General features: G+C 37.9%; 21 protein-coding genes and 1 other annotated feature. Of the genes, 4 read left to right on the forward strand and 17 right to left on the reverse strand.

What is annotated here, in order from left to right:
* Positions 1–160 precede the first annotated feature (160 nt).
* The 13 genes from mltG to hpaB all read right to left on the reverse strand — a co-directional run bounded on the left by mltG (position 161) and on the right by hpaB (position 14,069).
* Positions 161–1,288 (reverse strand): endolytic transglycosylase MltG, encoded by a 1,128-nt coding sequence (mltG, locus tag MHH88_RS14920; RefSeq protein ID WP_069513394.1) that lies wholly within the window; start codon positions 1,286–1,288, stop codon positions 161–163.
* Between the two features lie 129 nt (positions 1,289–1,417).
* Entirely contained in the window at positions 1,418–2,608 is a 1,191-nt protein-coding gene (locus MHH88_RS14925; RefSeq protein WP_069513392.1) for an acyl-CoA dehydrogenase family protein, read from the reverse strand.
* Positions 2,608–3,951, reverse strand: a complete 1,344-nt coding sequence (locus tag MHH88_RS14930) for an LLM class flavin-dependent oxidoreductase (protein WP_339259034.1) — start codon at positions 3,949–3,951, stop codon at positions 2,608–2,610. The genes MHH88_RS14925 and MHH88_RS14930 overlap by 1 nt, the downstream gene beginning before the upstream one ends.
* A gap of 18 nt (positions 3,952–3,969) precedes the next feature.
* Complete coding sequence (locus MHH88_RS14935; protein ID WP_339259036.1) at positions 3,970–4,806, reverse strand: MetQ/NlpA family ABC transporter substrate-binding protein; 837 nt, start codon at positions 4,804–4,806, stop codon at positions 3,970–3,972.
* 14 nt (positions 4,807–4,820) lie between these two features.
* On the reverse strand, positions 4,821–5,474 hold the full coding sequence (locus MHH88_RS14940; protein WP_069513386.1) for a methionine ABC transporter permease: 654 nt from the start codon (positions 5,472–5,474) through the stop codon (positions 4,821–4,823).
* Entirely contained in the window at positions 5,416–6,495 is a 1,080-nt protein-coding gene (locus MHH88_RS14945; protein ID WP_339259038.1) for a methionine ABC transporter ATP-binding protein, read from the reverse strand. The genes MHH88_RS14940 and MHH88_RS14945 overlap by 59 nt, the downstream gene beginning before the upstream one ends.
* Before the next feature lie 48 nt (positions 6,496–6,543).
* A complete protein-coding gene (locus MHH88_RS14950; RefSeq protein WP_339259040.1) occupies positions 6,544–7,350 on the reverse strand; it encodes a MetQ/NlpA family ABC transporter substrate-binding protein in 807 nt (268 codons plus the stop codon).
* 435 nt (positions 7,351–7,785) lie between these two features.
* The gene (locus MHH88_RS14955; RefSeq protein ID WP_339259042.1) at positions 7,786–8,313 is read right to left on the reverse strand and encodes a DUF1292 domain-containing protein; all 528 of its coding nucleotides are present in this window, start codon (positions 8,311–8,313) and stop codon (positions 7,786–7,788) included.
* Between the two features lie 127 nt (positions 8,314–8,440).
* Positions 8,441–8,749: a DUF1292 domain-containing protein gene (locus tag MHH88_RS14960; RefSeq protein ID WP_024363115.1), complete on the reverse strand. Its 309-nt coding sequence runs from the start codon at positions 8,747–8,749 to the stop codon at positions 8,441–8,443.
* A 17-nt stretch (positions 8,750–8,766) separates the two neighbouring features.
* A complete protein-coding gene (gene ruvX / locus MHH88_RS14965; protein ID WP_024363116.1) occupies positions 8,767–9,183 on the reverse strand; it encodes a Holliday junction resolvase RuvX in 417 nt (138 codons plus the stop codon).
* A gap of 2 nt (positions 9,184–9,185) precedes the next feature.
* On the reverse strand, positions 9,186–9,452 hold the full coding sequence (locus tag MHH88_RS14970) for an IreB family regulatory phosphoprotein (RefSeq protein ID WP_024363117.1): 267 nt from the start codon (positions 9,450–9,452) through the stop codon (positions 9,186–9,188).
* Positions 9,453–9,541: 89 nt separating this feature from the next.
* Positions 9,542–12,202, reverse strand: coding sequence for an alanine--tRNA ligase (alaS, locus tag MHH88_RS14975; RefSeq protein WP_339259047.1), 2,661 nt, complete (start codon positions 12,200–12,202; stop codon positions 9,542–9,544).
* A 76-nt stretch (positions 12,203–12,278) separates the two neighbouring features.
* Positions 12,279–12,495, reverse strand: a binding site (T-box leader).
* Positions 12,496–12,632: 137 nt separating this feature from the next.
* On the reverse strand, positions 12,633–14,069 hold the full coding sequence (hpaB, locus tag MHH88_RS14980; protein WP_069513376.1) for a 4-hydroxyphenylacetate 3-monooxygenase, oxygenase component: 1,437 nt from the start codon (positions 14,067–14,069) through the stop codon (positions 12,633–12,635).
* 348 nt (positions 14,070–14,417) lie between these two features.
* Between hpaB and MHH88_RS14985 the strand changes: the two genes are divergently transcribed.
* Positions 14,418–14,606, forward strand: coding sequence for a hypothetical protein (locus MHH88_RS14985; RefSeq protein WP_069513374.1), 189 nt, complete (start codon positions 14,418–14,420; stop codon positions 14,604–14,606).
* Between the two features lie 113 nt (positions 14,607–14,719).
* On the opposite strand, the gene MHH88_RS14990 is transcribed toward MHH88_RS14985, so the two are convergent.
* Together MHH88_RS14990 and MHH88_RS14995 are read right to left on the reverse strand one after the other, a co-directional pair.
* Complete coding sequence (locus tag MHH88_RS14990) at positions 14,720–16,429, reverse strand: polysaccharide deacetylase family protein (RefSeq protein ID WP_339259052.1); 1,710 nt, start codon at positions 16,427–16,429, stop codon at positions 14,720–14,722.
* 28 nt (positions 16,430–16,457) lie between these two features.
* Positions 16,458–18,902: an ATP-dependent RecD-like DNA helicase gene (locus MHH88_RS14995; protein WP_069513370.1), complete on the reverse strand. Its 2,445-nt coding sequence runs from the start codon at positions 18,900–18,902 to the stop codon at positions 16,458–16,460.
* 193 nt (positions 18,903–19,095) lie between these two features.
* On the opposite strand from MHH88_RS14995, the gene hisA reads away from it, so the two are divergent.
* The 3 genes from hisA (at position 19,096) to MHH88_RS15010 (ending at position 21,138) form a co-directional block, all read left to right on the forward strand.
* Positions 19,096–19,863: a phosphoribosylformimino-5-aminoimidazole carboxamide ribotide isomerase gene (hisA, locus tag MHH88_RS15000; RefSeq protein WP_024363123.1), complete on the forward strand. Its 768-nt coding sequence runs from the start codon at positions 19,096–19,098 to the stop codon at positions 19,861–19,863.
* The gene (locus MHH88_RS15005; protein ID WP_069513369.1) at positions 19,860–20,147 is read left to right on the forward strand and encodes a hypothetical protein; all 288 of its coding nucleotides are present in this window, start codon (positions 19,860–19,862) and stop codon (positions 20,145–20,147) included. The genes hisA and MHH88_RS15005 overlap by 4 nt, the downstream gene beginning before the upstream one ends.
* Positions 20,148–20,397: 250 nt before the next feature.
* A complete protein-coding gene (locus MHH88_RS15010; RefSeq protein WP_339259056.1) occupies positions 20,398–21,138 on the forward strand; it encodes a GTP pyrophosphokinase family protein in 741 nt (246 codons plus the stop codon).
* A gap of 262 nt (positions 21,139–21,400) precedes the next feature.
* On the opposite strand, the gene MHH88_RS15015 is transcribed toward MHH88_RS15010, so the two are convergent.
* Together MHH88_RS15015 and mnmA are read right to left on the reverse strand one after the other, a co-directional pair.
* Positions 21,401–22,060: a tetratricopeptide repeat protein gene (locus MHH88_RS15015; protein ID WP_024363126.1), complete on the reverse strand. Its 660-nt coding sequence runs from the start codon at positions 22,058–22,060 to the stop codon at positions 21,401–21,403.
* A gap of 113 nt (positions 22,061–22,173) precedes the next feature.
* Positions 22,174–23,298, reverse strand: coding sequence for a tRNA 2-thiouridine(34) synthase MnmA (gene mnmA, locus MHH88_RS15020; protein WP_024363127.1), 1,125 nt, complete (start codon positions 23,296–23,298; stop codon positions 22,174–22,176).
* Positions 23,299–23,398: the final 100 nt, after the last annotated feature.

The raw sequence follows: 23,398 nt of genomic DNA on the forward strand, positions 1-23,398 counted from the left end.
ACAAAAATGAGCAATTGTTAGTCGATATGCACGAAACAATTGCCACCACGTATAATTGATTAAAAATCACAATTTATAATAGCACGAAAATAGAAGGAAAGCTATTTTTCTTTCCTTCTATCTATTTTCATGTGCTATCGTTATTTCTATTTGCTAGCATCTACTCTGCTTGACGTAAATATTTTTCTACCTTTTGTAAATGCTCATCATATGTTTTTGAGAAGTGGTTGACACCCTCTTTATCCGCAAGGAAATAGAAATAGTCTGTTTTGCTTGGATTTAACGCAGCTTCAATCGAAGTTTTTCCAGCACCAGCAATTGGCCCTGGCGGTAATCCTTTATTTTTGTAAGTATTATAAGCATTTTCCACTTCTAAATCTTCATACAATACGCGATCCTTATGTGAACCAAGGGCATATAAAACAGTTGGGTCTGTTTGTAGTGGCATGCCTTTCTCTATACGATTATAAAATACACTTGCAATCGTTTCACGATCTGTTTGTGCTGTTGCCTCTTCCTCTAATAACGATGCAAACGTCAAAAGTTGATGGACTGACATTTGTTTTTCAACTAGCACTTCACTATAATTTTTCACTACATTATTCATCGCTGCAATCATTTCTTCGACAATTGACTCTAACGAAGGTTTTTCTTCAAAATATGAATATGTTGCAGGGAATAAATACCCTTCTAAATCATAGCGAATATTATCAGCTAAAACCGCATCTGTAATAAGTTCTGGATAGTTAGCCATCATTTTTTGAACAAATGCTTCACTTGTTACTAAATCCATAAACTCTTTTTGAGTATAAGGTGTTTTCTTTTCTACGATTTTACCAATCTGATCAAGTGTTAGACCTTCTGGAATCGTCATCGTAAAGATTGGCTCACGATACACCTTGCCTGTTTTTAAACTCTCAATCAGCTCGTCCAATGTCATCGCTTGGGTTAAATCATAATTTCCTGCTTGGAATTGAGATTCATTTTTAAACTTGGCGTAATATTTAAAGACTTTCGCATCTTTAATAATGCCCTTTTTCTCTAACAAAGCCGAAATCGAACTTAAACTAGAGCCAATTGGTACTTCAACAGCAATGGTTTTCGTCGCATCCGGATTCACCGGCTTAAGCGCACTTTTAACGTAGTTGTACCCAATTAAACCGATAATGCCAAATAATAATAAAAACGTAATGGCTATAATAGCTACGATTTTTCTCACGATTTTTACCTCAGATTTTTTTTCTTCCATTTTTGAAAACATTTCTTGTTTTTTAGAACCGTTATCCACGGGTTTCCCCCCTATCACTATCCAATATCATACTAGAAATCAACTTTTTCGACAAACAGAAATGACAATTCAGGAGAAATTGCACACATAAAAAAATCTGCTAACACATTCTTTAGCAGATTTGTACCTTTATAATTGCAATGCTCCTTGCTTTCTCTCTTCCCCTAACAAACTTTGCGCTAATTGAGAAATAACTACATCATCAGCTGGTGGATTGAAGCGGCTACACTGAACATCTCGAAAAAGTCGTTGCAATTTATTAGACTTCGACAAACTTCGGCCCCCAACAACTTGCATCGCTTTCGTCACAATTTCTATGGCATGTTGACAAATAACATATTTCGCAATACTAACATCCTGTGCTAAATCCTGTTTATCTGTCGGGTGCTGTTCTGCTTGTGCGGCAATACTGTACAGCGTACGACGTGCTATTTGATACAACACCTCTATTTCTCCAATCTTTTGTTGCACATGGCTAGCGTGGGCAATAGTATTTTCCAAGCTATAAGAATACGTATTTTTCGCAAACTCGACTACATAATCCCTCGCCGCACCTGCAATTCCTAAATAGACTGCGGGAATTTCTAATGAATAGATACGTCCATCTGCTAAAAATCGATTTATTTCATTCGGACGATGACGATATAATAATGCTTCATCTGGCACAAAAGTATCGTGGAAAATGATATCATGACTACCTGTTGCTCGCATGCCCATTGCATCCCACGTATTCACCACTTCAACCTGCTCATTTTTTGTCATAAGAAACTCGGCAGTTACATTTTCATCTTCTAAATATGCAATAATTGTGAATTGCTTTAAAATGGGTGCTAGTGAAGCAAAGGCTTTCTCGCCGGTAATGATAAAACCACCTGGAACTTTTTTGGCAGTCGTGCCAGGCAAACTTCCCCGTGAAATATTGCCCTTTCCTCGTTCACTATTAATAATATTTAACAGGGAACCTTCCTCCACAGCTTTACGACTTAGTTCTGCAAAAATATGCTGTGGCCACAGCTTCGCCTCTCTTACATTTAAAAACGTTAATAAGTGCCAGCCAACCGCTAAAGCAGTTGACCCATCTCCTTTAGCAAGCTGCTCTTGCACTAATAGCATTTCATAGAGGGAGATTTCCTCGCCACCGTATTTTTTCGGCACAGTTAATCGAAAATAACCTGCCTCCTCCAACAGTTTAAAATGGTCAAAAGGAAACGCACCACTTTCATCATAAATAGCAGCCGTTTCTTCAATTTGCTCAGCAAGTTTACGGGCATATTGAACGAGCTGTTGCTCTCGTTCATTGCGAATAAAAACATCACGCATCAGTGGATCACCTTACTTTTCGTAAATCGGTTTTGAGGTTTCTTTAGCCCTAAATGCTCACGTAATGTTGTCCCCGTATAATCTTCACGATAGATGCCACGCTCTTGTAATATCGGCACAACTTTCTCTACAAAGTTTTCTAAATCACGTGGTAACAACGGAAATTGCAGCATAAATCCATCAGCTGCCCCTTCCTTCAACCATCGTTCCATTTCGTCAGCAATTTGCACCGCTGTTCCAACAAAGGCATCACGTCTAGCAGGTCCAAACAGGCGGGCATACAACTCACCGACCTTTAAATTTTCTTTTTTAATAATTTCTAAATGCTCGTCAAAATGGCTTTGAATACTATTGACCGTAGGAAACTCAACTTCAATAGCTGGCGTATCTAGTGAATACTTTGAAAAATCAACATTGCCCATATAACCTGAAACAAATTTCAAGCTCTCATATGGGTCTACCAGTGATTGCAATTCATTGTATTGACGAATAGCTTCTTCCTCAGTATCACCTACTATTGGCGAAATCCCTTGTAAAACAAGCAGCTCCTCCTCCGTTCGACCGAACGACGCTAGCTGTACCTTTAAAGTGCGATAATGTGCTTTGGCTTTTTCGATATCATCCCAATGGACAAAAACCACTTCTGCTGTTCGTGCAGCTAATTGTTGCCCTGGCTTAGACGCTCCTGCCTGAACAATAACGGGTTGCCCTTGTATCGAACGCGCAATGTTTAGCGGACCTTTCACAGATAAATATTTTCCTTTAAATGCTGTTTCATGCACTTTCTCTTGTTCATAGAAAATATTATTTTCACGATCATAGACAAAGGCATCATCTTCCCATGAATCCCATAATGATTGCACGACATCAATAAATTCTTCCGCTCGTTCGTAGCGATGGTCATGCTCCCAGTGCTGATCACGACTAAAGTTCAAGGCTGTTTCACCAGTCGCATCTGCCGTTGTCACTAAATTCCATGCAACACGTCCATTACTGATATGATCAATGGACATTAATTGTCTTGCTAATATATACGGCTCACTGTAAGTAGTCGAAGCTGTTGCACCAAGCCCTATTTTAGATGTCGCTGCAGCTAGCGCTGTAATTTGAATCAGTGGGTCAAAACGGTTTAAAATATGTGGATGGGATTCGTGATTAATGGCCAAGCTATCCGCCACAAAGGCAATGTCGAATTTACCTTTTTCGGCAAGTTGTGCTACTTTTTGTAATGCTTTTATATCAATGCTTGCATCGACCTGCGCTAAAGGATGCTTCCATGCCGCAACATGCATGCCCGCCCCGATTAAATATAAAGCTAACTTTAATTGTTTGTTCTCCGCCATATTTCATCATCTCTCCTTTTAATATGAATAAAACGTCTTCCATGTTGCTAGTTCATCCAAGGACATATTGACAGGAATATAGTTCCCCTTTGAAATGTTAGAGACAAAATCTGCTGTTTCTTTACGCTGATATATCTCCACAATTTTTTTCAACTTTGCATTGTCCTTGTCTTCTGGCTTTGCCACAATGACATTAATAAAAGGCTTTGCTGTTTCATTTTCATGAATAATCGCATCCTTTAAAAGTAAGCCTGCTTCAACAGCTACCCCATTATTAATAATCGCAAAATCAGTATCCTCCATAACACGAGGCGTCGTCGCTCCATCCACTGGCACAATCGTTAAATTTTTAGGATTGTCTTGTATACGATCTTCGCCACCATTGCCATCAAAATTATCGGTAACGGTTAACAGATTATATTCTTGCAGCAGTAACAATGCTCGCCCCCAATTGGAAGGATCATTTGGCACTGCAATTTTGGCCCCATCTTTTATATCTTCTATGCGTTTGTATTGGTTCGAATACAAGCCGATTGGCGCCATAATCGTTGTGCCGATCGCTTGTAAATCTGTGCCGTTATTCTCATTAAATAAATTTAAATATGCGACATGTTGGAAAGCATTTATATCGACTTCCCCCTCTGCTAATGCTTGATTGGGATCGTACTGTGCCGAAAATGTCACTAATTCTAAATGTATATTTTCCTTTGCTGCTTGTTCTTTTATATATTCCCACGTTTTGATTTCTGAGCTACGAATGCCAACCTTTACAACATCACTATCCTCAGCTTTTGTACATGCTACAAGTAAAAATAATAATGACAAGAGTCCGATAATATTCTGTATTTTCTTCATTGCTAGCTCTCCTTTTAAGCTACTCTTCGCAGCTTTCTTTCAATGGTATTGCCTATACTTTGAATAATTTGAACAAGAACGACTAATAGTACAACTGTCACGAGAATGGTTACATTATCAAAGCGTTGATAGCCATAAGTTATGGCAACATCCCCAAGACCTCCTCCACCAACTGCTCCTGCCATTGCTGTTGCCCCGATAAGACCAATCGTTGCTGTTGTGACGCTTAAAATTAAAGATGGGAAGGCTTCCGGAAGTAAAAACTTACGAATAATTTGAAATGGAGAAGCTCCCATTGCTTTAGCCGCTTCAATGATGCCTTCATCTACCTCAAGCAGAGAATTTTCAATTAATCTTGAAATATACGGTCCAATATGCAAGACAAGTGGTACGATAGCAGCAGTTGTGCCAATCGCTGTCCCAACAAGTAGACGTGTAAATGGAATGATAGCCACTAATAAAATAATGAAAGGAATAGATCGTAACGTATTGACAACTGGATTGACAATGGAGAAAATAATTTTATTTTCAAGTATGTGCCCTTTGCGCGTAACAACTAAAACGATACCTAATATAAACCCTAAAATAGCGCCAAAAACTAATGAAATACTAACCATGTACAGCGTATCCAACAGTGCGTCGATGATAATCTGTGTGCTCACCTTCATGTGCAACGACCTCCTCCATATGAATATTTTTACTTTGAATATATAAAAACGCCTTTTGAATCTCTGTTGCTGAACCAACTAGCTCTACTATTAAATGACCGAATGGAATGCCTTGTAGCTCCGTAATATTGCCAAATAGTACATTGACATCGACCGCGAATTTCTTGGCTACTTGTGATACAACAGGCTGACCGACATCCACCCCAATAAATTTCATATTGTAAATTCGCTTCGAACCATCGATGACATTCAATTGCTCATAAACAGATTGCGGTATTTCATTTCGAACAACTGATTGCACAAAGTTTTTCGTTGTGTCTTGCTTTGGTGCAGAAAAAATGTGTAGGACATTGTCTTCTTCTATTATTTGCCCGTTCTCCATTACCGCTACACGATTACATATATCTCGAATCACTTCCATTTCATGTGTAATCATTAAAATGGTAATGCCATATTCACTATTGACACGCTTGAGCAACGCTAAAATAGATTTTGTCGTTTGGGGGTCCAGAGCAGATGTCGCTTCATCGCATAATAAAATTGTCGGCTTTGTAATCAATGCTCTTGCAATACCTACACGTTGCTTTTGACCACCTGATAATTCATCAATAAAGCGATGCGCTTTATCTTGCAAGCCGACAAATGTTAAGACCTCTTGCACTTGAGCTGCTATTTTCGATTTGTTAGCGCCACTTAACATTAAAGGCATTGCGACATTATCAAAAACCGTTTTAGAGTGGAGGAGATTAAAATGTTGAAAAATCATTCCAATATTTTTCTTTTCCTCTCGCAATTGTTTTTTGCTTAGTTTAGTTAAATTTTTACCGTTGACAAGCACTTCACCAGATGTCGGCTCTTCTAATAAATTCACTGTGCGAAGTAAAGTACTTTTCCCAGCGCCGCTAAAGCCAATTACGCCAAATATATCGCCTTTTTGAATAGTTAAATTAATGTGATTTAACGCCTTCACAGTCGCTTGCCCAACATGAAATTCCTTCGTCGTATTTATAAATTCAATCATTCATATTTCCCTCCTATGCACTTGAATCCGTATAATCTGTTCAATATGCTAAAATACCGGAACGACAGCTCCTTTATATTGATCTTCAAAAAATTTCCTTGCCTTTTCACTTGTCAGCCATTTCACTACTTTTTGAATGGCAGCATCTTGCTGTTTTTCTTTCGTCGTTGCAATAATATTGACATAAGGTGACTCCGGTCCTTCCATAATAAGTGCATCCTCAAGTGGATTATAACCTCCTTCTAATGCGTAATTCGTATTGATAGCAGACGCGTCTACATCATCTAACGAGCGAACTAATAGCAATGGATCAACACCTATAAACTGAATGTTCTTTTCATTTTTGGTAATATCCTCAACTGTGAAATCATTGTCCTTTGCATCATCTAATTGGATAAGGTCATTATGTTCAAACAGTAGTAATGCGCGTGAAAAATTGACAACGTCATTTGGCACAGCTACTTTTGCATTTTGTGGTAAATCCTTTATATCGTGAATTGTTTTTGAATAGACTCCGAATGGCTCAATATGAATACCTTTGACACTTACTAAATCTAAATTACTTTCTTTATTCGTCTGTTCTAAAAAAGGAATGTGTTGAAAATAGTTGAAATCCAGTTCACCGTCCGCTGTTTGTTGATTAGTTTGGACAGCATCTTTTAGTATGGAAATGTTTAATTTCACACCATCTTGTGCAAGATCCTCCGCTAAATACTCTAATACTTCCGCATGGGGTACACTTGCAGCCCCTACATTTAATGTTACGACGTCGTCTTGTTTTACCTGCTTCGAATCTGTACAACCAGCAACGACAATGATTAACGCGCTAGCAAACCATAACCATAATTTCTTCATATGATATCCTCCTATTTTTATTAATTTACTTGGTTTAATTGTAAATAAATATAGAAAATTTCTTGCACAGTTAAATAGTTCTCTTAAAAATAAACTATTTAAAATTTTCTATTTTTATTACAACAAATCTTATCTGTTTACTTGTTATTGGTCAATGCAATTTTTTCTTGTTTTTTCCACACATCGAACTTTATGTAATTTTGGAGAGGAGATTTCCTAGCTTTTCTGTATGTTATACATGTTTTTCTCTCTAATCAACACAATATTCGTCCGACGATAGAATCCTTTTTAGCTTCAGATAGAAATTTTCTATTAGACATCGTTGCAAATGATTTGAATTGTTTGAGTGACTGGCACTCATATAAAAAAACCCCTGTAAAAGTTAGATTGATGTCTAACTTTTACGGGGCAGTTCAATAACTTTGAGTATGTTTTTTATAAGTCATTTAAGATATCTTCCACGAATTCCCATTCTGCATCTGTTTCAATTGGTAGTAAATCCTCAATCGTTCCATCTGGTCCAGGTACATATTGAGCGGCGAAAATATCACGCTCCTCCATTGGCTCGTCTGAAACAGCAACATAAAGTACGTATGATTTACCAAATTGTTCAGAAGCAAATGTATGAATAACCTCGCACACCTGATCTGTGCCATCTTCATTGGTCACCGTTATAAGCTGTGGTTCCTCCTGAAATTCATCTAGTAGTGTTAATACAACTTCATTAATCATTTCCCATTCGGCTTCAGTTTCAACAGGTTGCAAATTCGTCATATCCCCGCTGTTATCATCATAATCAAATGTCATGGCTGAAATATCACCAGGGATTTCATGCCCCTTTTCATCAATCAGTGAGAACAATACATATGATTTTTCCTCAGCATCAAATGTAAATACAACTCGGCATGTTTGCTCTTGACCATTTTCACCGATAATAATAAATTCTTGTGTTTCCTCGTTCATTTAACTTCCTCCTTACAAAAGAGCTGATTTTTTGTTTTTGCCCATCTACGTCCAAGTTGATTGGCGTAAAAAAAGAACAAGGACCGCTTTTGCCATCCTTGTTCTTTACACTTTAAATGGAAAACAATTATTCTTCGTCTTCGTCCTCTAAAGCGTTTAAAACGTCTTCTACCATGTCCCACTCTGCTTCTGTTTCAATCGGTGTTAATTCGCCATCTTCACCGTTTTCAGAAGGTACAAATGATGATACGAAGATTTCTACAGAGCCGTCTTCATCTTCTTCTGCTCCTACCATAGAGTAAAATACGTAAGATTTACCGAATTCAGGAGACTCGTGTACGTGAATCACTTCGCAAAGTTGCTCGTTTCCGTTTTCGTCAATCACTGTAATGTGTTGTACGTGTAATTCTTCTTCATGGTTATGCTCGTGCGCCATGTTTGCCACCTCATTAATTAGTTTTTGCTATCTAAATAGCCTTGTAAAATCATCACAGCAGCCATTTTATCAATGACCTGCTTGCGTTTTTTGCGACTTACGTCCGCTTCGATTAGCATGCGCTCGGCTGCCATCGTCGTTAAACGCTCATCCCAAAGTTTAACCGGCAGTGAAAATGTCTCTTCTAATAACTTTTTATAGTTTTCAGAAGCTTCACCACGTGGTCCTACCGTATTATTCATGTTTTTCGGGAATCCTACAACAAATTCAGTGATAGTATATTCCTTCACTAGCTCAGCAATACGGTCGATGCCGAATTCGCCATTTGCTTCATCAATTTTTACGGTTTCAATACCTTGAGCCGTCCAGCCAAGTGCATCACTTATGGCAACACCGACTGTTTTCGACCCAACGTCTAATCCCATAATTCTCATTTCTAGCCCTCGTTATTCTTTTTAATATAAAATTTAACAAGCTCTTCTAGAATTTCGTCACGCTCTAGCTTGCGAATTAAATTACGAGCATCCTGATGGCGAGGAATATACGCCGGATCACCAGAAAGTAAGTAACCGACAATCTGATTGATAGGATTATATCCCTTTTCCTCTAATGAAGAATGTACTTTCAACATTACCTGCTTGACTTCCTGTTCCATTGATTCTTCTGGAAAATTAAATTTCATCGTTTGATCAAATGAACTCATGACCAGCACCTCGCTTTCAGAAATAAGGAGATGTGCAAAGAATAGCTCATCTCCGATTTCTCTTTATTATAACCGATTTGACGTATTAATTAAATGGATTTAACGTAATCATACACAGAAAGTAGCGCTTCATCAAGTTTTGAAGCATCTTTAGCACCTGCCATCGCCATATCTGGACGACCGCCGCCTTTACCGCCACAAGCTTCTGCCACCATTTTCACAATATTTCCTGCATGGTAATTGCCACCAACTAAATCTTTTGTTACACCTGCGCATAACATCACTTTATCGCCATCAACAGCACCTAAGACCACAACAGCTTTTGTCATTTTACCTTTTAGGTCATCCATCATTTGACGCAGTTGGTTATTGTCTTTCGCTTCAACTTTCGTTGAAAGTACTGTCACATCACCAAATGTTTGGGCTGCATCTACAATAGCACCTGCTTGTGCATTGGCAATTTTTTGTGATAATCCTTCATTTTCACGTTGTAATTCTTTGTAGTCTGCTTGTAGCGCATGGACTTTTATCACAATATCTTTCGGATTTGCTTTTAATAATGCTGCTGCATCATTTAATAGCGCCTCTTCTTCTTTGATCGCCTCATATGCCACTTTTCCAGTCACAGCCTCGATACGACGCGTTCCTGCGCCAATACCACCTTCTGATACAATTTTAAAGAAGCCAATTTCAGAAGAACGTTTTACATGGATACCACCACAAAGTTCGATTGAATAATCGCCAATGGAAACGACGCGCACGATATCACCGTATTTTTCGCCGAATAATGCCATTGCTCCCATTGCTCTCGCTTCATCAATCGCCTTTTCTTCAATCACGACTTCAATATCTTCCCACACTTTTTCATTTACAATACGTTCAATTTGTTGTAACTCTTCTTTAGTTACTTGACCGAAGTGAGAGAAGTCAAAGCGTAATCGATCAGGGCCAACATAAGAACCCGCTTGGTTAACATGGTCACCTAATACGTCTTTTAACGCACGTTGCATAATGTGCGTTGCTGTATGGTTTTTAATGATGAGATTACGTTCACTGCGATTAACTACCGCTTTTACTGCATCTTCAACATGCATTTCACCTGATTCAACAAGAACTGTGTGTAATGGTTGTCCGTTTGGAGCTTTTTGAACATCCTTAACGATTGCTGTAAAGCCGTCATTGGAAATTACACCGCTATCAGCAATTTGTCCACCCATTTCAGCGTAGAACGGTGTTTTTGCTAAGACTACTAATGCTTCTTGACCTTCTGAAGCGACCTTCGTCACTTGTCCATTGACAATCATTGCTGCAACTTCTGTTTCTACTGATAATGTATCATAGCCAACGAATTCACTTGCAACGGTTAAGTTTGCTAGCACTTCATTTTGTACTTGCATTGAATCTACATCTTGACGAGCTGCACGCGCACGTTCACGTTGTTCATTCATTGCCACTTCGAATCCTTCATGATCCACTTTCATGCCTACTTCTTCCGCATATTCTTCTGTTAACTCAATTGGGAAGCCGTATGTGTCGTAAAGACGGAATGCATCTGCTCCAGGAATATAATCATGACCCGCTGCTTTTTGTGCTTCTACAACCTCGTTAAAGATAGTAAGACCGCCATCTAATGTTTCATGGAAACGAATTTCCTCGTTTTTAATCACACGTTGGATAAATTCGCATTTCTCCGTAACTTCTGGGTAGAAATCCACCATAATTTCTCCAACTGTTGGTACTAATTCAAACATAAATGGTTTTTCGATACCAATTTGTTTAGCGTAACGTACTGCACGACGTAGTAAACGACGCAATACATAACCACGACCTTCATTTGAAGGCAGTGCGCCATCACCGATAGCAAATGCCACAGTACGAATATGGTCAGCAATAACTTTGAATGGTGTATTAATATCTTCTTCTGAACCGAAGATTTCACTTAACGCTACTTCACCAGGACGCTTGTATTTTCGATTGGCAAATTGTTCGATTTTTTCAATGATTGGCATAAATAAATCCGTATCAAAGTTAGTTGGAACATTTTGTACAACAGATACAATACGTTCTAGTCCCATCCCCGTATCAATATTTTGCTTTGGTAATGGTGTATAAGTACCATCTGGATTGTGGTTAAATTGAGAGAACACTAAGTTCCAAACTTCTAAATAGCGTTCGTTTTCTCCACCAGGATACATTTCTGGATCATTTTCATCTGCCCCATATTCTTCTCCACGATCGTAGAAAATTTCAGAGTTTGGACCAGATGGGCCTTCTCCAATATCCCAGAAGTTCCCTTCTAATCGAATTAAACGTTCTTCTGGAATGCCAATTTCGTTATGCCATACGTCATATGCTTCTTGGTCTTCTGGATGTATTGTAATGGATAAAAGTTCAGGATCAAAGCCCATCCACTTTTTATCTGTTAAAAACTCCCACGCGTAATGAATCGCCTCTTTTTTGAAGTAGTCACCGATAGAAAAGTTACCTAACATTTCAAAGAATGTATGGTGACGTGCTGTCTTCCCTACATTTTCAATATCGTTTGTACGAATCGATTTTTGTGCATTCGTAATACGCGGATTATCTGGAATAATACGACCATCAAAATAAGGTTTTAATGTTGCTACACCTGAGTTAATCCAAAGTAATGAAGGGTCATTAATTGGCACAAGAGGTGCTGATGGTTCATGGTGATGTCCTTTTTCTTTAAAGAATTCTAAATACATACGGCGAATTTCTACTGCTTTCATGTGAAAAGTTCCTCCTCTAATAGTGTAAAATTACGATATGAAGCCGCTTATACGCATAAAAAAGCCCTCATCCCAAAAAAGGGACGAGGACTTTGTATATTGTCTCGCGGTACCACCCTAGTTGTAAGTATTGTGTATACTTACCTCTTTAGCACTTGTAACGTAAGTGAACGGCAGGGATTAGCTGCACTCTGGAGTAGCTTTCGGTACTTGTTAACGTGAGGATTTTTTCAGCCTAGAAATCCCTTTCTTCTACACGCACAAATACGTACTTGTTCCATCATCGTTTTTTCTATTTTCTAACGCACATTATAAAAAAATTATGGTCTTCTGTCAATCATTGCATTTCTATATTGAAAAGCAATGATTACAATCCGCTAAAAAATGGCTAATATACCTAATAATCAAAGTCAAACATGCCTATTCGCACTTAATCTTTATTTTTCAAGAAATTTTCTACTCTTTGTATAAATGGCTCCCGATTATACGATTGGTACAGTAAGCTCGATAAACGTACTGGGTCTCCAAAGAAATATCGCTCATATAGCGTTTGTCTCGTGCCAAAGCTACTCATCGTTAAATCCCAAGCTAAACGGAATTTTTTGACACGTTCCTCTCCACCATCTCGAAAGGACTGTAAATAATGCTCCAAATCCCCATCATCTGCGCCAAATGCTTTTTCACTCGGAATAGACATTAAGCCACTTGCACCTAATAATTGAATGATTTCTGTAAAGGTTGGATAGACCTTAGGAAAAATTTGAATGGCTACTTGTAATGTTGGATGATGAGGTCTTATATAACCAAAGTCATCTCTTTTAGCTTCTATTTCGGATTTGAGCAATAAAGCTTTCATCGTTTCTAATGTTACAATGATTTCCACTACTTTTTGCTGTACATGTTGATATTCGCCAATATTGATTGTATTAACAATTGATTGGACAACACCTAAAACAAATTCCGTTTTAGCAATTTGTCGGGACAATACTTGATGTAACGTATACGCTTGGAAGCCGCTCACATTCATGAAGTTATTGGCAACCTCATTATTTTCATAATAAAAAACGCGCTCCCACGGTACAACGACATCATCAAAGACAACAATCGCATCCATTTCCTCAAAGCGCGCGCTTAAAGGATGATCAAACGTTGATTCCCCTCCGACAAATGACTGTCTACATAAAAATTTCAATCCTTTCGTATCACTTGGTATGGAAAAACCAAACCCTTTTTCCTTATCGAAGCCATTTGTTGATAAAACAAGCAGTTCGTCTGTAATGCCACCTTGTGTGGCAAGTAATCTTGCTCCTTTAATCACCAGTCCTTGACTCGTTTTCCCTACAATTTTAGCGGCAATGATGACCTCTTCATCTTCGTAATGATATCTTTGACGGTTTACTTGCGGCTCAATAAACGTATGTGTCATCGTCAAATCATTCTCACGTGCATACTCATAGAAATTTAGTAAATGATCTGGAAAACAATTTGGCTTATCTTTTAAAAATTCAGCGGCAGACGCTAATGCCATTAAAGTAGTGTTCATATAATCAGGACTTCTTCCCATTAAGCCATGATTAGATAAAGCCCACTCACGCGCAGCTTGACGTCTTGTTACTAAATCTTCAACCTTTGTCACTTGTAGAAAAGACATACCTACCCGCTCATTACTCTTTGGTGATACATAGGTCAAGCTATCATGTAACGCCTCATCATGCTGCAAATCAAAAAGCTTTGCTTGACTTTGCATTACGCCTTTAAATGCTGGATGTTCTGAAACCTTTCCCGTAACGACTTCGCCATCTATTGAGATATACGTTTGCAATGCATCAATGCGCTTAATATACTGCTGGCCTGTTATTGCTGGCATACATTCACCCCTAAAAAAGTTACCTATGTTTTCATTCCATGTAGTATATGAACTTTTACGTTTTTTCGTTCCATAACTACTTATCTGTACTATATCAAATGCTATTTTATAGATAACTGTACTAGTTTAATAATACACAGAAAAATTGACGATAAAGCTTGAATTATCAGTGATTTTAGATAAAAACGGTTTCAAAAAGCGCTTTTCAAACAAGTTCATTTTTGTGTCACATTCATCAAAATACCTCATTTCATTAGTACAACTTTCTAGATTTCTTTTGACTAACTGGAGTAAGATATAGTCATCAAGAAAAGAAAAACATCATTTGTCCAAAAGGAGAAAATAAAAATGAATACACAAATTATTTCCTATGTAGCTCAAATGGAAGCAGCTTTAATGAACCAAATGGAAGACCATAATGAAGAAAATTTATTGTTCTCTATTGCTTCCGGTATGATTGCAAAAGAACAAGATCAATATGAAAATGTTTGCCAAGCATATGAAGTGGTAAAACATCACTTAATCGGCTTACATTAATCTCACCATTTAAATAAAATCTACTACAAAACAAACCCGCATCTTTCCTGAAGATGCGGGTTTGTTTTATACATATGGCTTTTCGTCTGAAAGCTGTTAGTCAGTTCATTTTTTTATTGAGCAAAAGGTGACACCATTTTTTTGAACTGCGCTAAGCTCGTTTGTTGATCGCTGTAGAGACGTTTAATTTGGTAGATATCATCATGTGGATTGTTGTAGCCGGGCTTTGTTGAAAAAGCCATTGTAAACCCAGCTTCTTTCACTGCATAAATTATATTGGCATTATATTGACCAAATGGATAAGCAAATGCTGTTGCATTCGGTATGAATGTTAAACTGCGCTTTAAATCTTCTACGACCTCATGGTAAGGTATCAACAACATTTTCCCTTTATTGCCAATCATATCGTGTAAATTGTATGTGTGTGATTCATACGTGAAGACATCTTTCATATAATCCATATCCTGTTTTGACAGTGCTTGTAAATCATTATAATTAAACAGCTGTTCTGCTGGTGAATACTCATTGCGATACGTAATTAAAAATTGTGTTGCTTGAAATCCATAATTTTTTAATATTGGATAGGCATATTCTCTTGTAGATAATAAGCCATCATCAAATGTCAAAACGATAGAATAAGCAGGCAATGTAATTTCATTGCGCATAAAGCGCAATAAATCTGCCGTACTAACCGTTTCATATTTTTTATCTTTCAAATACTTCATTTCATTAGCAAATTGGGTATCTGTCATCGTTGTACTTACATTTTTAAAGCGTCCTAATTCATTCTCCTTTAAGAAATGATGGTACATCATAACAGGAACGCCACGATCTAATGCTACCTTAGAACTGTGAATATAACCTTCACGGCCACCTATCGTCGTAACATACCAATTTTGTTCTTTTCGTAAAATTGGGTAACGTCGATTTACATCCAATTTTGCAAAGGGTTGTAATTTGTTCGCAGTTCGATCATAAATTTCATTATTCCCTGATACTGGGATGAAATATTGATTTTTTACTGCATTATCATTCCCACTATTTTTAAAAGATGGCTTATTGACAAATTTTATTTTTGATTTTTCCACATAAAGGAATGTATTGCCCCATCGTACTTGAACATACATTTCATCTATAACATTGGCAATTTCCAACTGTTGCCCTTTTAACAGTGTCGCAATCGACATAGGTTGTTCTCGACGAAGGTCATAGAGAACAGCATTTTCCAACGCTTCAAGATAACCATTTGGTTTACTTGGCGGGGTTGTTGGTGGTGTTGGTGGTGTCGGCGTAGGTTTTTCAACCGGCTTTGTTGATGGATTAGTGTTGTCCTGACCCTTTTCTTCATTAACAAAATTACTATGTACAAAACCAAGTCGTCCGTTCACAGCAATTCCGTACCAACTGCCCATTTTACTATATATAGGAAAACGAACACCTTCCGATATTGTTGCAAACTGCACTAATTTGTTCCCTGTATTATCATAAACAGGCGTTGCCTTCGTTGCTACAATGTAATCTTTTACTTTCACAATAGAAGGTACAGTATTTTGATATGTCTTGGATGGAACAACAGTTGTGTATCGTTTATCAACATAACCGTAGTTACCTCCCCAACGAATTTGCCACCAGTTAGGTCCATAATCTTTTGTCACTTCAAAAGTTTGTCCTGCTGATAATGTTCCTACCTGTTCAAGTGAGACTGAACGATTATCAAAGACAGTTGCTTCCTCATTCACTTGAATAACTAAATTACTGGCATGTACCTTGTGCACGAATGGTAATAGCAGCATGAATAGGAGCATATATACAATGCGTTTCAATTTCTTCACCTCATAAAACTAATTTTTCTTATGATTCATCCATAAAATCATATGGAGATATGCCATCCATTCCAATCATTGGGTGGATGGATGGTAAGGTTTCGACCGTTAGCTGTAGAACAGTCGTAGCATCCTCTTGTTGAGTGTTCTCTTCTATTTGTTGCGCTAGCGTCTCCTCCACTAGTATAACCTCATTAGACGCTTCCATTGGGTTCAGTCGTGCGCGCAGAGACGTGAAGCGTTGCAAATCGTCTGTTCGTTGTAAACCGCTAGCTAGCACATCTGGCTCACCACATAAAATTAAGAAATTTTTCGCACGTGTAATACCAGTATATAATAAATTACGACGTAGCATTTTCGAGTAGCCACGCACGACAGGCATAATCACCGTTTGAAATTCTGAGCCTTGTGATTTATGAATGGAGCAACAATAGGCCAATGTTAGTTGATTAAGATCACTACGCTGATATGTTACTTCAATCCCATCAAAAGACACGACAAGTAAATCCTGCTTCTCCACCGTTTCCTTTGCTTTGATAATGCTAATGACTTCACCCATATCCCCGTTGAAAACATTGCTTTCTGGCTGGTTTACAAGCTGTAATACTTTATCCTTTATGCGATACGTTACATCACCAAAGACAAGTTCCTTTCTTGTACCAGTATCATTCGGATTGACAAGCGCTTGAATCAATTTATTTAAGTTATCGATTCCAGCTGGTCCTTTATACATCGGTGCTAAAACTTGGATATTTCGGATTTCTTGCCCTTTTGCTACTGCACTTTTCACAACTTGTGTTACAACGTTCGCCACTTGCTCTGAAGAAGCTTTAATAAAGGAACGATCAGATGTTTTCATCGTAAGATCATTCGGAATTGTACCACGTTTAATCTGATGGGCGAGTTCAATAATGGTTGAACCTTCTGCCTGACGATAAACATCTGTCAGTTCAACAGTCGGTATTTGTTGCGAGGCAAGTAAATCTTTGAGCACTTGTCCTGGACCTACTGGCGGTAGCTGATCTTGATCGCCAACAAAAACAACTTGCACATCCTCATGTAATGATTTTAATAATTGATGGGCAAGCCATGTATCTACCATGGACATTTCATCGACAATGATTAGTTTTCCAGTAACCTCTCGCTCCGTTTCTTCCTCTTTCTCCTGACCTGTAAAACCTAATAAGCGGTGGATGGTCATCGCAGGTAGTTCCGTAGACTCCGCTAGACGTTTAGCTGCACGACCTGTTGGTGCACATAAAATAATAGGGAACGGCTCTTCTTTTTGCGCATATTCCTTTGGATTTAGTGAAAGCCCGTGAAGTTTCGCGTATACTTCAACAATGCCCCTAACAACCGTCGTTTTTCCTGTACCAGGACCACCTGTTAAAATCATGACAGCTGAATTAAGTGCTTGTTCAATTGCAAAAGCTTGTGTTTCTGCATATGTGACACTTAACAATGCTTCTGTTTCACCGATTGCCTTGCGAATTTCATCTTTACTAAAATGCTTCGCTTGACTATTGCGTTCCGTTAGCGCAATTATTTTTGAGGCAATACCAATCTCCGAAAAATATAGAGATGGCAAATATAGTCTCGTTTCTTCACCATAGATTTTATTTTCCTCACGCAATTCGATACATGCCTTGGAAATTGCTTCGTATGGTATTTCTTGACGTTGACTTTGCTCCAGCATATCTTTCACTTGTGGTAATACATGTTCCGCATCTAAAAATACATGACCATCCGATAACGCTGCTGTATTTAGAATATGTAAAATAGCCGCCTTAATACGGTCAGGATGATTGCCTGTAATACCTAATTTTGCACCAAGCTCATCTGCCCGAAAGAAACCGACACCGTCCACATCTTCAATGAGTCGATAAGGGTTTTCAGTTAAAAAATCAATCGTCTCTGTACGATATGTTTGATATATTTTCATACCGAGCTGCGGGCCAAATCCCCATTCATTTAACTGAATCATCACCCGTTCCAATCCAAGATTTTGCTCAATGGTACGATGAATAACTTCCTTTTTTTCAGCAGATAGTCGTGGTACACCATCAAGGACATTCGGGTCTTCTAAAATAAGACGGATTGTATTGGGTCCAAGTTTCTCTACAATTGTTTCAGCCGTTTTTTTTCCAATACCAACAAATAAATCACTCGATAAGTAATGAACGATACCTTGCTCAGTTGCGGGCACTTCTTTTGTAAAGGTTTCAACTTGAAATTGTACACCATATTTTGGATGCTGTCTCATCGTTCCAGTAAAACGATATTGTTCGTCCATTTGCAATTGTGGGAAATAACCAACGACAATAATTTCCTTATCATCATATTGCAAATTTGTTTCTTGAATTTTCACGCGCACGATAGAATACATATTTTGAACATTATGGAAAATAGAGACAATCGGACGTCCGAGAATAAATAGCTTATTCAGTTCAAATAAATCTAGATTTTCTGTCATTATCGATTCGTCTCCTTGCTTGTATATTTCAATCCTATTATTTTACCACAGCGCATCAAGAAAAATCGTTTTATCTAGAAAATCCTCAAATTTTTTAACATTATTTTGACAAATGATGAATTACGGCTATTTTAACACTAAGCATGCTATGATATACAGTAAGAATTTGTTGTTTGGAAGGATTGTGAAGCTAGTGGAATTTAGACCTTGCATCGATTTACACGATGGCAAAGTAAAACAAATTGTTGGCAGCACGCTAGGATATGCAGATCAAGAAGTTATCGAAAACTTCATTTCAGAATATGAGCCTAGTTATTATGCCAATATGTTTGCAAAAGATCAATTAGTAGGCGGGCATGTTATTATGCTTGGTAGTGGCAATGAACAAGCCGCACTAGCAGCCTTAACAGCTTACCCAGGAGGTTTACAAGTCGGAGGTGGCATTACGACTGAAAACGCTAAAAAGTACATAGATGCAGGTGCTTCGCATGTTATCGTGACATCTTTTATCTTTCATGATGGACAACTCGATGTCAATCGCTTAGAGCAACTCGTTAAGCTAATCGGTAAAAAACATCTTGTAATCGATTTAAGTTGCCGTATGCGTGATGGAAAGTGGTTTGTAGTCACAGATAAATGGACAAAATTTAGTGATTTTGAAGTCAACCCACAAAACATTTCCTACATTGAAGAATTTTGTGATGAACTATTGATTCATGCAGTGGATGTTGAAGGAAAAAAAGGTGGGATGCAGGAAAGCTTAGTGCGAGATTTAGCAGCTTGGACATCTATTCCAACAACCTATGCAGGTGGCGTTCGTTCTTTAGAGGACTTAGAAAAATTCAAAGCCATCTCAAATGGAAAGCTACATGTCACGATCGGTAGCTCACTTTCTATTTTCGGTGGAGATTTACCTTATACGGAAGTTGTGAACTATTGTAAAAAAGGCGGGATACTGTGAAACTTATTTATAAAGATTTTGTTTTTCCATTTAAAGAAACCAATTTAGAACGGATTATTGATGGCAAATATTTCAAAGTTAACACGTTAGATGATTCCTTATCATTACAGATTCAACTTGATAATGAACAAATGCTACTTGAGTTTTCAAAATCATTAAAGGCAACTTGCAGTTTCCTACGCGATCAAGAAAATGAGCCATATATTGGCACTTATATCGACTTGCAAATTTTTGTTGAAGAATTCAATAAACGTTACAATTTAAATGCAAAAATTATTGTATAATAGCCCAAACTATAGACAACATACTGGAGCGTTAGTATGTTGTCTTTTTTTGAAGTCATGCACCTTTGAGTAAAAACAAGGCATATTAATAAAAATCGCATCTTTAGTAGCGTGTCAATTTCTAATTTCCCCTCCTTTTTGTTAAGCTTAGAAAGAGAAATACATATGTTGGTAGCCAATTAACTGATTAAAGTCTAAGCATCTCGCACTAAAGATACTCATTTTGTTTCAGAAGAAAGGATTTTTTAAGATGACACATGAACTTGAAGCCACAACTATTAAAACACTCCAAACAGAACTTACTCGCTTCTTTTTAGCATATAAATTTGCGTTAAATGAAGTGGAGACGAAAATCAATATTCTACAAGAAGAATTTAAGCTTATGCACGATTATAATCCAATTGAACATGTCTCCACTCGAGTGAAATCCCCAAAAAGCATCTTATTAAAGATGAAGAAAAAGGAGCTGACACCTGCTATTGATAGTATTCGTGAACATATTCGGGATATAGCAGGCGTCCGTATTACGTGCTCCTTTGTAGAAGATATTTATAAAGTAAGTGCGATGTTGCAAGCACAAAATGATATTGAAGTAGTGGACGTAAAAGACTATATCGCGCATCCAAAAGAGAATGGCTACCAAAGCCTTCATCTTATTATTAAAATCCCAATTTTTATGTCCGATCGAATGGAAAAAGTCTATACAGAAATTCAAATACGAACGATTGCAATGGATTTTTGGGCAAGTCTCGAACATAAAATTTACTATAAATACAATAAGGAAGTTCCTGCACATATTCGTAAGGAACTAAAAGATGCAGCGCTCCAAGCTGCTGAATTAGATAGTAAAATGGAACGGCTCAATAAAGAAATCAATATTTTAAAGGCTAACGATACCGAGTCGTCCCTTTTAGACACAACACCCATTGCGCATTTAGCTCAATACTTATCCCAACTGACATTTGACAGTGCAGTTAAAGACAGCAAATAATAACTCAAGCAAAGAGAAAAAGTGATAGATTGACTGCCATCAATCTATCACTTTTTTATTATCGTTGATGTCCGCTACGGTGGCGCTTTCCGCTCAGCACAGTAAGCCCCAACCCTCTATAGCACGCAGAATACCCGCGTCTTACATTGTGTGCTGTTCTGAGCAGGAGTCTGCCTTCGCCACCATCAACTAGCGTTCTATAGAAAGAATGGCTGACAACTTTGTCCTTGTTTCATACTCTTCAAGTTTTGTCTCGCCCGCTTTAATTAAATCGTTGTGCAATCATATCGTAAATATAACGCGCTTGATCGTATTCAGGTTGAATGGTAAATGCCTGCTTTAAATGATACATCGCATCTTCTGTTTGTTCAGTGGATACAGCATACAGCACACCTAAGTTATAATGAGCATCCGCATTATTCCAATCCTGTTCGATTAAATAATCTAACTCCTTCTTACCTTCCTCGAACATTTCTAATGCGCAGAGCACGATTGCATATGCTAGGCGAATTTGTGTATCCTCTGGTGCAATTTCTGCCGCGCGTTGTAAGTATGGCAAAGCAAGCTTAGGATTTTCCATTCGTTCAAAGCATTTGCCCATCATATAATAAACATCCGCACCTGCAATTTTATGCTTCACAGCTTGCTCATAAAGTTTTAACGCTTCGGCATAGCGTTCCGCATTATAATATAAATTAGCTAAACCATAATAGGCTGTAGCTGCCGTTTCATCTACAGTAATTGCTTTTTGAAAAAAACGCTCTGCTCGTTCTGTATCTTCTAAGACCGCCAATAAATTTCCAAAATTCACATAGCCTATTGCATTTTCAGGCTCTGCTTCAATTGCTTTGGTAAAAAGCTGTGCAGCATCCTCATAACGTTTCTCTTGAAACGCTAGTATTCCTTGCTCGTTAAAATCCAAATCATTTCACCTCTATGTAGCGAAAAGACTGCACATCTGATCGCTCTTTCGTGTACACCAAGGTTATTTGCTTGATACACTTTAAAGTTTAGAGTCACAGTCTTTTTCGCAAGTTATCCAACGTATGTTAGTTTTTCATTGTTTTTAAAAACTTCATCAATTGTACCGCCACCTAAGCAAACTTCACCGTCATATAAAACAACAGCCTGTCCAGGTGTTATAGCACGTACAGGTTCTGCAAACACAATATGTGTACGACCATCTTCTAAAATTTCTACCTCTACAGGAGTATCTGTTTGACGATAGCGGAATTTCGCAGTACAAGAAAATTTCCCGGGCAATTTTTTTGTCGAAGTATAGCCCATTTTCACTGCTGTTAGCGATGTTGAGTATAGAGCATCATGATGGAATCCTTGACCGACAAGCAACACATTACGTTCTAAATCTTTCCCAAGGACAAACCATGGCTCACCGTCTCCACCTATGCCAAGACCATGACGTTGACCTAATGTATAATACATTAACCCATCATGTTGCCCCATTACTACCCCATCCATCGTTTCCATTTTGCCAGGTTGAGCAGGTAAATATTGACTTAAAAACTCTTTAAAATTACGCTCTCCGATAAAGCAAATACCTGTTGAATCCTTTTTCTTAGCTGTAGCAAGCCCTGCTTCTTCTGCAATTTTACGCACTTCTTTTTTCTCTATATCCCCAATTGGGAACATGACATGCGCTAATTGCTCCTGTGATAGTTGGTTAAGGAAATACGTTTGGTCCTTATTATCATCAACACCACGAAGCATACGTACTTCGCCATCACCACTGCGGTCAATGCGTGCATAGTGACCTGTTGCTAGATAATCTGCACCAAGATTCATCGCATGCTCTAGGAATGCTTTAAATTTAATTTCCTTATTGCACATTACATCCGGGTTTGGTGTGCGTCCCGCTTTATATTCTTCTAAAAAGTATGTGAAAACCTTATCCCAATATTGCTTTTCAAAATTGACAGCATAATAAGGAATACCGATTTGATTACATACTTTAATCACATCTTCGTAATCTTCTGTCGCGGTACAAACGCCATTTTCGTCTGTATCATCCCAATTTTTCATAAAAATACCAATTACTTCGTACCCTTGTTGCTTTAATAAATAGGCAGCAACGGAAGAGTCTACCCCACCTGACATGCCGACGACGACACGGATTTGTGATGGGTCACGTGTTTCGATCATTGTGGTCACCTTTTCTTTTATTCAATTCATTTAAACCTTACTTTGTGGCTTTATTTATAGTAAAAGCATCTTTAAAGGTTTAAAGTTTTCTTTTGCAGCA

This window comes from Lysinibacillus sp. FSL K6-3209 (assembly GCF_037976175.1).
GTDB lineage: Bacteria > Bacillota > Bacilli > Bacillales_A > Planococcaceae > Lysinibacillus > Lysinibacillus sphaericus_D.